Origin of the sequence: Nocardia thailandica NBRC 100428, from assembly GCF_000308795.1 — a bacterium.
GTDB classification, from domain to species: domain Bacteria; phylum Actinomycetota; class Actinomycetes; order Mycobacteriales; family Mycobacteriaceae; genus Nocardia; species Nocardia thailandica.
Map to the genome: position 1 here is coordinate 51,315 of NZ_BAGK01000309.1, position 9,719 is coordinate 61,033.

11 protein-coding genes and 1 pseudogene are annotated in these 9,719 nt (G+C 68.5%); 8 read left to right on the forward strand and 4 right to left on the reverse strand.

Annotated elements, in window-relative coordinates; genetic code table 11:
- Positions 1-2 precede the first annotated feature (2 nt).
- From ON36_RS31345 to ON36_RS31375, 6 genes are all read left to right on the forward strand, one after another.
- A complete protein-coding gene (locus ON36_RS31345; protein WP_052314583.1) occupies positions 3-461 on the forward strand; it encodes a DUF6220 domain-containing protein in 459 nt (152 codons plus the stop codon).
- Positions 458-2,407, forward strand: coding sequence for a multicopper oxidase family protein (locus ON36_RS31350; RefSeq protein ID WP_052314584.1), 1,950 nt, complete (start codon positions 458-460; stop codon positions 2,405-2,407). Before ON36_RS31345 ends, ON36_RS31350 begins: the two co-directional genes overlap by 4 nt.
- Entirely contained in the window at positions 2,404-3,015 is a 612-nt protein-coding gene (locus ON36_RS31355; RefSeq protein ID WP_043661333.1) for a dihydrofolate reductase family protein, read from the forward strand. Before ON36_RS31350 ends, ON36_RS31355 begins: the two co-directional genes overlap by 4 nt.
- An 878-nt stretch (positions 3,016-3,893) precedes the next feature.
- Entirely contained in the window at positions 3,894-4,475 is a 582-nt protein-coding gene (locus tag ON36_RS31365; RefSeq protein WP_043661338.1) for a TetR/AcrR family transcriptional regulator, read from the forward strand.
- Between the two features lie 11 nt (positions 4,476-4,486).
- Positions 4,487-5,332, forward strand: a complete 846-nt coding sequence (locus tag ON36_RS31370; RefSeq protein ID WP_218001266.1) for an alpha/beta fold hydrolase — start codon at positions 4,487-4,489, stop codon at positions 5,330-5,332.
- Between the two features lie 1,173 nt (positions 5,333-6,505).
- Entirely contained in the window at positions 6,506-6,766 is a 261-nt protein-coding gene (locus ON36_RS31375) for a hypothetical protein (RefSeq protein WP_157225109.1), read from the forward strand.
- Positions 6,767-6,792: 26 nt separating this feature from the next.
- Here the strand turns inward: ON36_RS31375 and ON36_RS36725 are convergent, their stop codons facing one another.
- Positions 6,793-6,921, reverse strand: a complete 129-nt coding sequence (locus tag ON36_RS36725) for a hypothetical protein (RefSeq protein WP_281004932.1) — start codon at positions 6,919-6,921, stop codon at positions 6,793-6,795.
- A gap of 550 nt (positions 6,922-7,471) precedes the next feature.
- Between ON36_RS36725 and ON36_RS31380 the strand changes: the two genes are divergently transcribed.
- The gene (locus ON36_RS31380; RefSeq protein WP_043661345.1) at positions 7,472-7,990 is read left to right on the forward strand and encodes an STAS domain-containing protein; all 519 of its coding nucleotides are present in this window, start codon (positions 7,472-7,474) and stop codon (positions 7,988-7,990) included.
- Between the two features lie 143 nt (positions 7,991-8,133).
- Here ON36_RS31380 and ON36_RS31385 read toward each other — a convergent pair whose 3' ends face one another.
- Complete coding sequence (locus ON36_RS31385) at positions 8,134-8,556, reverse strand: VOC family protein (RefSeq protein WP_043661399.1); 423 nt, start codon at positions 8,554-8,556, stop codon at positions 8,134-8,136.
- A 46-nt stretch (positions 8,557-8,602) separates the two neighbouring features.
- On the opposite strand from ON36_RS31385, the pseudogene ON36_RS36490 reads away from it, so the two are divergent.
- Positions 8,603-8,710: pseudogene (locus ON36_RS36490) on the forward strand (hypothetical protein); the annotation flags it as partial.
- Between the two features lie 169 nt (positions 8,711-8,879).
- On the opposite strand, the gene ON36_RS36495 reads toward ON36_RS36490, so the two are convergent.
- Together ON36_RS36495 and ON36_RS31390 are read right to left on the reverse strand one after the other, a co-directional pair.
- Positions 8,880-9,092, reverse strand: coding sequence for a hypothetical protein (locus ON36_RS36495; RefSeq protein WP_245558282.1), 213 nt, complete (start codon positions 9,090-9,092; stop codon positions 8,880-8,882).
- A 37-nt stretch (positions 9,093-9,129) separates the two neighbouring features.
- A complete protein-coding gene (locus tag ON36_RS31390) occupies positions 9,130-9,525 on the reverse strand; it encodes a hypothetical protein (RefSeq protein WP_157225110.1) in 396 nt (131 codons plus the stop codon).
- Between the last annotated feature and the right edge of the window lie 194 nt (positions 9,526-9,719).

Genomic DNA, 9,719 nt, shown 5'->3' on the forward strand with positions numbered 1-9,719 from the left:
CCATGAAGAAACTCGTGTCGGGCCTCGCCGCTCTGCTGATGCTCACCGTCGTCGTCCAGTTCTATCTCGCCGCGTCGGGCGCCTTCGACTCGGCGCCCACCGAGGAGGCGTTCCGGCCGCACCGCGCGGTGGGCACCGCGATTCTCCTGCTCGCCGTGGTGCTCACCGTGCTCGCTGCCCTGGTGCGGATGCCGAGGCGTTTCGTCGGCACCGCTGGATCGGTGGTGCTGCTGGTGTTGTTCCAGTCGGTGATCAGGGAGGTGTCCAAGGGGCTCGGCGACTCCTCCGGCGCCGGTCATCTGCTGTTCGGCCTGCACGGGCTGAACGGGATGCTCATCGTCGGTGCTGTCGGCGCGCTGGTGCGCCAGGCCCGCATCGCCTCCCGCAGCCCGGCCCCGGAACCCGTTGCCTCGCACCATGTTGCCTCGGGAGAGGCAGCGCCGGGAGCGGTCGCGCCATGAGTACCGCCGGATGGATGGTGTTCGACCATGCTTGCACCGTGCTGTGCGCGCTGGCATGGTTCGCCGCGGCCGGTGCGGCGCTCGCGGGGCGGTCGATCCGACTCGTCGCGACCATCGCCGGCCTGGCCGTGGCACTGACGATCACCCGCGCCGTCGCGGTGGCGGTGCTCGGCGCCCGGGGTGCGTGGTTCGCGCAGGAGAAGGTCTGGCTGGGACTTCCACTGATGATCGGCACCGGCGCGCTCGCCGTCGCGGTGCTCGCGCGCACCGTCGCCGGTCGGGGATCGGCGGGTACGACGCTCCCGACGGTGCTGCTCGGTGCCGGGTACGCGGCGGTGGTGAGTTTCGTGGTGAGCTTCCTGCTCGGTTACCCGCTGACCCCGGCGACCGCACTGATCTCGATCGCGGTCTTCGGTGCGACCGTCCTGCTCACGCGGCGGGTACTCACCGAACCCGAGGCTACGGGAGCGACATCCTCGAACCGTACGCCGACGATGCCGCGTCGCCGGCTCTTCGGTGTCGCCGCCGGAGTCGCGGTCGTGGGCGCCGCCGCGACTGGGGTCGGACTGGCCGCCCGACGCGGCCCCACCGAGATCGGAGCGCAGCACACCGGTGGCCACACCGTCTCGGTGGAGGACCTGCGCGGTCCCGACGCTCCGGCCGCCGGGGGAGTGGTGCGTCGGCAGGTGCTCACCGCGCGCAAGGCGACGCTGGAACTCCCGTCGGGCGAGGTCGAGGCGTGGACCTTCGAGGGGACGGTCCCCGGGCCACCGGTCCTCGCGAACCAGGGTGACCTGATCGAGGTCGAACTGATCAACCACGACATCGACGACGGGGTGACGCTGCACTGGCACGGTTACGTCGCCTGCTCCCAGGACGGCGCGGCCGGAGTCACCCAGGACGCGGTGCCCCCGGGAGGCCGTTTCGTCTACCGATTCCGGGCCGATCAGGTCGGCACGTATTGGTATCACACGCATTTCGTCTCCCATGTCGGTGTCCGCCGCGGACTGTACGGGTACCTGATCGTCACCCCGCGCGATCGCGACACGGTCGATCGGCGCGACCTGACGATGTCGGTACACACCTTCGACGGGCACGGGGCGACCGTGTCCGGGGGCGGCGAGCACGTCGTGCCCGTCGGCACACCCACCCGCCTCCGGCTGATCAACACCGATTCGGAGTCTCATCGATTCGCTTTGTCCGGCACGACCTTTCGGGTCGTCGCGGTGGACGGACGCGATCTCACCGGGCCCACCGACATCGCCCGCGTCGCGCTTCGACTGCCCGCCGGTGGTCGCTACGACATCGAGTTCGCGATGCCGGGGGGTGCCGTCACGGTGACGTTGGACGGCGACACCGTCGCGGCCCGCCTCCGTCCCGAAGGCAGCGGCCTCGGTCCCGACCCTGAAAAGCCCTCGCACTGGCCGGATCTGGACCTGTTGACCTACGGCACCCCGGCAGCCCTCGCGCTGAGCGCACCCGACCGACACTTCACCCTGGTGTTGGACCGAGGGCTGGCGCGGGTGCACGCGACACCGAGCTACGCCCACACCGTCAACGGGCGCGCATACCCCACCATCCCCGATCAGGTGGTCGGCGAAGGCGAGGTCGTCCAGTTCACCGTGGTCAACCGCAGCCTCGACACTCACCCCTGGCACCTGCACGGCCACGCCGTGCTGATCCGCGCACGCGACGGAAGACCGGCACAGGGCAGCCCGTTGTGGGTGGACACCCTCGACGTGCGGCCCGGCGAGGTCTGGGACGTCGTCTTCCGTGCCACCAACCCCGGTCTCTGGATGAACCACTGCCACAACCTGGCACACGCCGAACAGGGGATGATGACGCTGCTGCGCTACACCGGCGTCGACACACCGGTCGAGGGCGCGCACGCGCATCACGGTGGCCATCGAGGCGACGCGATCAACCCACCGAGGAGCAGCAGATGAGCAAGATTGTCGTGTACATGTCCATGTCGCTCGACGGCTACATCGCCGCCCAGGACGACGGTCCGGGCCGCGGACTCGGCGCCGGCGGTGAACCGCTGCACGCCTGGCTCACCGACGGCAGCGTCAGCCCGGGCTCGTTCCGGCCGGAGCACGGCGTGAACGCCGAGATCTTCGACGAGATGATGGCGGCAGGTGCGGTGATCACGGGACGGCACACGTTCGAATGGGCCGGCGAGTGGGGCGGCGATCATCACGATGGCGTGCCGATCTTCGTGCTCACCCGTCGCGAACCCGAGCAGGCGGTGCGGGGACTCGCGCACTACGTCGCGGATCCGGAATCGGCAGTCGCGCAGGCCAAGGAAGCGGCCGGTGATCGTGACGTCATGGTGCACGGCGGATCGTCCGTCCAGGCGCTGTTGCGGGCCGGGTTGATCGACGAGATGGTGATTCATCTGGTCCCGATCCTGCTGGGTCGTGGTCGCCGCCTGTTCGACGAACCGGCCCGGACGTCTCGACTGCGCTTGATCCGCTCGGTGGAGGGCGCCGGGGTACTGCACCTGCGATACCAGGTCGAACCCCCGGCCGATGAGCCGCCACTGCGCCGGTGAGGGCTGTGGCGCGCCGACAGTCCTGGATCGCATCGAAGATTTCGCGCGGTCCGGTCCGCGTCGATGTCGACCGCGGCTCCACCGCCGAGTGGACCGCAGCCCGCTTCCATCCACCGCCGGACCGCCACCACGCCTCGTATCGCGTCAAGCCCGGACGTTTCGGGGGCATCGTTCCGAGATGTTGTGCGATCAGGGCATCTACTATCGCCGTGAACATTCATAAATGGAGGTATTTCAGATGATTCGGGTTTCAGAGGTCGTCAAGCGCTCGGCTGCCGTGGCCGCTCTGGCGCCCGCCGTGGTGGCCGGCGCGGGAACCGCCGGCGCGGCGCCGACCGAGCCGGTGGGTGCGGCCGCGCCCGTCACCTGCGATGCGTGGGGATTGGAGCACGGCACGTGGAGCATCGGGGAGTGCCTGCTGCCATGGTTGCTCTCCGGCTCGTCGTCCCTGTCGGCTGAGGCCGTTGCCGCGTCGGGGTCCCTCCCGGCGAGGTGAGTGACCGCCGTGCGCGGTCCATTCGCTCGGCGCGGTGTCCGGGTCCTTGTCGGGACCCGGGCACCGGCGTGTCCGGCGCTGACCGCGCAACGTCGTGACCACCCCGGTACAGGCGGTCGGCGTCGCCACCGCAGGGACGCGTAACGAGTGCTGTGCAGGTGATCGCGACGAACGCGTAGCGCCCAGGGGCGCGCAGGATCCCGTCGACTGTGCGGCAAAGCTGACGCGGCAGGCACATCAACGGCGCGTGACCGCCGGACATGCGGGTTGCGATTGCCGGGGCTACGGCAACGAGCGGCTGCCAGGCGGTGCTGAAGGTTGACACCGCACCGAACCTAAGTATATTAGGCCACAACCTAATAGTCCTAGGAAGTGAGGTGTCATGTCTCCCCGTATCGGCCTGACGGCCGATCGAATCACTGCTGCCGCCGCCGACCTCGCCGATGAGATCGGCCTCGACAAGGTGACGCTGTCGGCCGTCGCGCGAAAGTTCGGCGTGAAGGATCCGAGCCTGTACGCCCACGTCCGCAACCTGCAGGACCTGCGCGTCCGCGTAGCCCTGCTGGCCTCGGCGGAAATGGCCGACCGAATCGCGCTCGCGGTGGCCGGCCGTTCGGGTCGCGAGGCACTCGTCGGCTTCGCGGGCGCGTATCGCGGCTACGTCCTCGACCATCCCGGCCGTTATGCCGCCACCCAGATCCGTATGGATCCGGCCGAGGTGAGCGACCACCCGGCCTTTCTGCGGACCATCGAACTCACCACCGCGCTGCTGCGCGGCTACGGTCTCGAAGAACCCGCAGCCACGGACGCAGTTCGACTGCTGCGCAGCACGTTCCACGGCTTCGCCACGCTCGAGGCGGCCGGTGGTTTCGCCCATTCCCGCCCCACGGACACCTCGTGGGAAATCATCGTCGACGCCCTGCACGGCACGCTCGAGCACTGGCGGCAGGAGAGGAACCAGTGAAATCCGGAACCTTGAAGACATCCGGGGCGACCCTCTACTACGAGGTGCGCGGCAGCGGACCGGTCCTGCTGCTGATTCCCGGAGGTGGCGGCGACGCGGGCGTTTTCGACGACATGGCCGCGGTACTCGAGCGGCATTTCACCGTCGCCGCGTTCGATCCCCGCGGCTACTCCCGTAGCACGCTCGACAGTGGCCACCCGCAGGCTCAGCACGTCGCCGTCCAGAGCGAGGACGCCTACCGGCTGCTCACCCACCTCAGCGACGAACCCTCCTTCGTCTGCGGCACCAGCAGCGGAGCCATCGTCGGACTCGACCTCCTCGCCCGACACCCCGCGCGGGTGCGCACCCTCGTCGCGCACGAGCCACCGTGTTTCGCGGTACTGCCCGACGCCGAGGAGCACCGCGCCATGGTGGAGGAGGTATACACGCTCTTCCGCACCGAAGGCCTCGCGGCCGCGTCGGCGCGCTTCCTCGCGGGTATCGGCGGGGCGATGAAGCCCTCTCCGGAGGTCGCCGAACTGCCGTCGCGTACCGCCGAGATGTGGACGCGGTTGGCTGCCAACGGCCCGATCATGATCGAGCACGAACTCCGCGAGTTCACCGGCTACATTCCCGATTACCAGGCACTGTCGGCCCACGCGCACCGACTGGTCATGGCGGTGGGCCGCGAGACCCGCGGCTGCCTGCCCTACCGTCCGGCGGTGGAGATCGCACGACGCCTCGGGCTCGATGTGGTCGAATTCCCGGGCGCGCACAACGGCATGCGCACCGAGGCGCGGGAATTCGCCGAGCGGATGACAGAAGTCCTGTTCGATTCCGCCCGGTGGTCGCGACAGGGTGGATCGGCCGGCGGGTAGCTCGGTGCACGGGCAGTGGTACCGAGCGACTCCGTTCGACGTCGATCACCGGCGGGCCACGCGCGCGAAACGCCGCGCTATCGCAGCTCCGATCCGACCGGGAGTTGCTCTCACTCGGGTCGTGGGATCGTAGGCCCTGCCTACCCCCGAGAACGCAGGGAAAACACCTGCGAAGTCACCTGCGGCACGCGGCCGTGGGTCGAGAGGCGCCCGTACTGATCCATCGACCACAGCCGTCTCGACAAAGATCAGCACCCGCCCGCTCCACGACCCAGTGTCTGCAGCGCCCGGGGCCAGCGACCTGGCCGGGCACGGTCCGCTCCCGGCTGCGTCTGGGCCCAGTCCAGTGCGCCCGCGACCACGCCGGCCGGCGGCTCGGCGGTAACGTCGCCCCGCAGCAGCCGGGTGAGCAGCTCGAGGCAACCGGTCACCATCGCGGAGATGTCGTGGCGCAGGACGGGCGGCGGTACTCGGCCGGGCGTCGCTACCGAGGATGAGTCGGCTCATGATTCGGCCTCAAACCGTCGACGCCGCAGGGAGGCACTCGGCACAGGCCTGCCTGCCACCGTCGCGCTCCCGGCCGGGACCGCGCTGTCGGTCATGAGTCGGCTCCTGCTTCGCGAGTTCTGGCGCTCCATCCTGCTGGTCCGCGTCCGGCGTACCGGTGGCGATTCGCAACCGAATGGGGATCGCGTGGTGCCCGGCGCACCGCGAGACGCTCGGTGGTGCCCCACCTGTACAACGCATATCGCAGGATCGGAACATCGGATTGGCGGTCGTCCAGCACCGGCACCGACCACGCGTCCTCGGCGAACCGTGCCGGGCAAGCGACTGGGCGCATCTCCCGAACCGCCCCGAGTCCTTGGCCAATGATCACTGTCGGGCGCAGACCGTCGCGGTCAGGTGTGGTGTGCAACAACGCCGCGCACTCGTCCTGACCTGAGATGATCGAGACCTCATGCCGCTGCACCGCCGCCTCATGCTGGTCGGCCGGTCCGCTGGTTTACATGACTCGCGTCCTCCGGTCACCTCCATCCTTCTTGGACGACGTCCAAGAAGCTGGTCGTATCACCGTAAAGACTTCTTGGTTGCCAGTCGCGAGATCGGTTGTCAAATTGGGGCTGCTCGTCGTGGTGTGGTGATTCGCAGAACCGCAGGAGTGTGGGGAGCAGGTTGGGGAAGCGTGCGTCGAGGGTCGTCGGTGCGCGGGCCGTCCTGCTGTCGGTCCGGACCGGCGCCCAGGCGGCACACCCGCTGCCCGGCCCGGACGCGCAGCCGGTTCACCGCCGCCCGCTGAGAGGCCGGGCGAAGGCTCTTCTCGTCACGCACACCGAACTCGACCGTCATCGCCAGCACGGCCACCTCGCCGGCGGCGACGCGCTGCTGATGCTCGGCCAGGGTGCGGGTGGCCCAACCGTGCAGGGCGACCGGTAGCCGGTAGCGCTGGCCCCGAGCGCAGGTCAGATACAGGTAAGAGCTTTCCCGGGCAGTGGCAGCGGATTGTGTACGCCGATCGAGACCACATCCAGGACCAGGCCGGTCTGCTCGGGGTCGGTGAGGACCGGGGGCCGCAGTGCTGTCACATCCACGACCGAACAAGATTGTCCGGCAAACATCCAGTGACAGGGTATTCGCTCGAACTGGGGGCGAGCATCCCACCTGCGGCACTCGGGGCCAACTGTCGGCACGGTGGGTGGCGCGTGCGGTGATCAGCTCGCTGAACGACCAGCCGCAACGCTTGCTGACGTGTCGCTAACAGGGCTCGTGGGTATGCCGATAGAGAAGAAGAAGCCCTCGGCACCAGACGAAACGGCCAGAAACCCCTCCGGATGGGGGCGATCTGGCTAGTAACTGGCCGTGTGAGGGAAGGAGGTGATTGAGATGGTCGTCGATTTCTTTCAGTGGCTCGCCCACATGGTGATCAACTTCTTCATCTGATCCCCGACCACCACCCGATGGCGACCGCGCGACCAGGCGGCCGCCATCACCCGCGCCCCGTGAACCTCCCGCGCCGTCGGCCGGCCGCCGCTGCGACGGCGAGCCCGATGTGATGGAATGGATGGAGCGGTCGATCTCGAGCCAGCAGGATCGACGCCGCAGTCTGCCGACTGCGTGGTGCCGAGGAAATCGAGTACCCCGATGAGCGTGCGCCGTTCCTGGTTGACCTCCACCTTCACCACCGCGCCCGAAGAATCTCTGCGCCTGCAGGTCACCCTCGAACCCTGTGGCCGCGCACAGATCCTGCACGTGCGCGCCGACCTGGACGCCTACACCGAGACCCGGTGGCGCAGACTGCTCGAGTCGGCGACCATGGCCACCTTCACCGAAGGCTCCCACCACCTGATCGTCGACCTGTCCACCGCCGGGTTCGTCTCCGTGCGCGCCGTGCTCGCCATAGCCGAACATGTCCGTCCCGCCGCTCGCCGCCGGGTGCGCCTCAGCGCGGTCGCCGACCCCGACGCCATCACCGCCCGCGTGGTCGAGGTGGCCGGCCTCGCCCAATGGCTACCGGTCCACGCCGACCTGGCCGACGCCCTGACCAGCGACACCGCCGAGGCCCCGCCGCTGAGCGCCGCCACGATCCCTGCACGCGGTCGCGCCCGCGCAGCACCGGCGCGTCGGCCGTGGTTTTCCCTCACCCCATCCACCGGGGCCTGACCTTCGTGCGACCAGGCGCTTCGCTGTAATCGAGAACCTGTCATGGCAGAGCGCGATCACTGAGAACCGACCCGCACGGGTGTGGCTGACCGCCGTATCTGTCACCACCCCTGACCCCCAGCTGGTGAGACGCGGCGTCTACTTCACACATTCTTGTGGCAGACCGCTTCGAGCATTACGCCGTCGTATCCGATCCAGAAAGTTGCATAATAGGGTGGTGGGTACTGTGGGAATTCCTGTGGCGCGTGGATGATTTCGTCACCACGCGTCAGTGCCCAAGCATGCACCTTGTCGACGTCGGCGCGGGTGCGCACCATGAACGCGAGGTGTTGCAGCCCGGCACGGCCAGGCGCATAACCGGGTTCGGATGCCGGATAGAAGAATATGTACGTTCCGATCTTTCCACCCGCTGGCCGGTACGCGAACTGTGTGCCGTCAACCAGGAAGGGCTCATACTCGAGCAGCGGCATGAGTTCGTCGTAATACACGCGGGCCGCAACAAGATCGGTGACGTTGACGCCGAGGTGTCCGAGGGCCGTCTCAAAAACATACTGATCGGCTGCTATCGAGCCAAGACCCCGTCCGAAACCGTCGCGCTGTAATGCCGCGGTTATGGCACGGCCACGCGACACCAGCCCGGTCGCCGGGCCGGTCCCGGCCTGGCTGCTGCGGCGCCGGGTGCTGTGGGTCGAGCCGGTCATCGTCGCCGAGATCGCCCACCGCGAAGCCACCCGCGACGGCCTGCGCCACCCGAGTTTCCGAGGCGTCCGTGCAGACAAGCTCCCGACGGAGATCGGGCTGCCCGACCGCGGCGACGACCCACCGGCCTCTTCGCGGCCGAGCCCGCGGTGCTCAACAGCTCGGCGATCCGGCCGGACACTTATCTGGGTCATGTTCTTCTCCCATTCCGGCGACAGCGCCCTGGGGCAGCGCCGAATGCCAGCTGCGCGACCACCCGCCCGACCCGGACGGCCACGATATCGGTCGTGGCCTGGGTACGCTGACCGCTGTTGATCTGACCGGCGCCGTTGACCTTGGAGACCTTGAACCGGAACGCGGCCAGTTCGTCGCCGGACGCAGGGAAATCGCTGAGCCTGGCCACCGCTCGAGCGGTCTGTTCGGTATCCAGTGGGTCCGGGTCACCGGTGCCAGAAGGTGCCGGAGGTCGACTTCGCGCAGTCGTTGAAGCCCCGCTGGTTCAGCGTCGCCAACCGCGCCTTGGCCGCCGCTTCTGTGGGCAGGACCTCGATGCGGGAGTTCGCAGCGTACGGGCTGTACACGAAGGGCGAGGACGTAGCCCACGCAGTGGTACTTCCGAGCGTGGCCGGGTCGACAGACATGCATTTGAGCAGGTCAGCGCTCCAGACCCCCTTTTCGTCGGTGGCGTCGGTGCCCGAGCGTGGACTACCGGTGGCCGGCCAGTCGCCGGGGATGTCCTTCGCGACCAAGACCGAGGCCTTGGCCAGATCCCGGCCGGAGTCGTGTGTGGCAGCCGGACCACCCGACGAACTGCTCGAGCAGCCCGCAGTCGTCACTCCGGCCAGAATCAGGGTAAGAGCTACCCCTGTAACGAATCGCACGTCAAACCCCTCCGCATCGCGGCACACCCGCGACCCCGGTTTCGTCGGTGGGCTCAGTCGTGGGTTCCTTGGGTGTCGTTGGTGTCGCCTCGCGCCCAGCGTTCGAGGATTTCCCGGTTGTCCGGTGCGATCTCGGTCGGTCGATGTGG

Excerpts from the sequence above, each read along its gene's own strand:
- ON36_RS31345 (WP_052314583.1), top strand. The coding sequence starts at position 3 with ATGAAGAAACTCGTGTCGGGCCTCGCCGCTCTGCTGATGCTCACCGTC.
- ON36_RS31350 (WP_052314584.1), top strand. The coding sequence starts at position 458 with ATGAGTACCGCCGGATGGATGGTGTTCGACCATGCTTGCACCGTGCTG.
- ON36_RS31355 (WP_043661333.1), top strand. The coding sequence starts at position 2,404 with ATGAGCAAGATTGTCGTGTACATGTCCATGTCGCTCGACGGCTACATC.
- ON36_RS31365 (WP_043661338.1), top strand. The coding sequence starts at position 3,894 with ATGTCTCCCCGTATCGGCCTGACGGCCGATCGAATCACTGCTGCCGCC.
- ON36_RS31380 (WP_043661345.1), top strand. The coding sequence starts at position 7,472 with ATGAGCGTGCGCCGTTCCTGGTTGACCTCCACCTTCACCACCGCGCCC.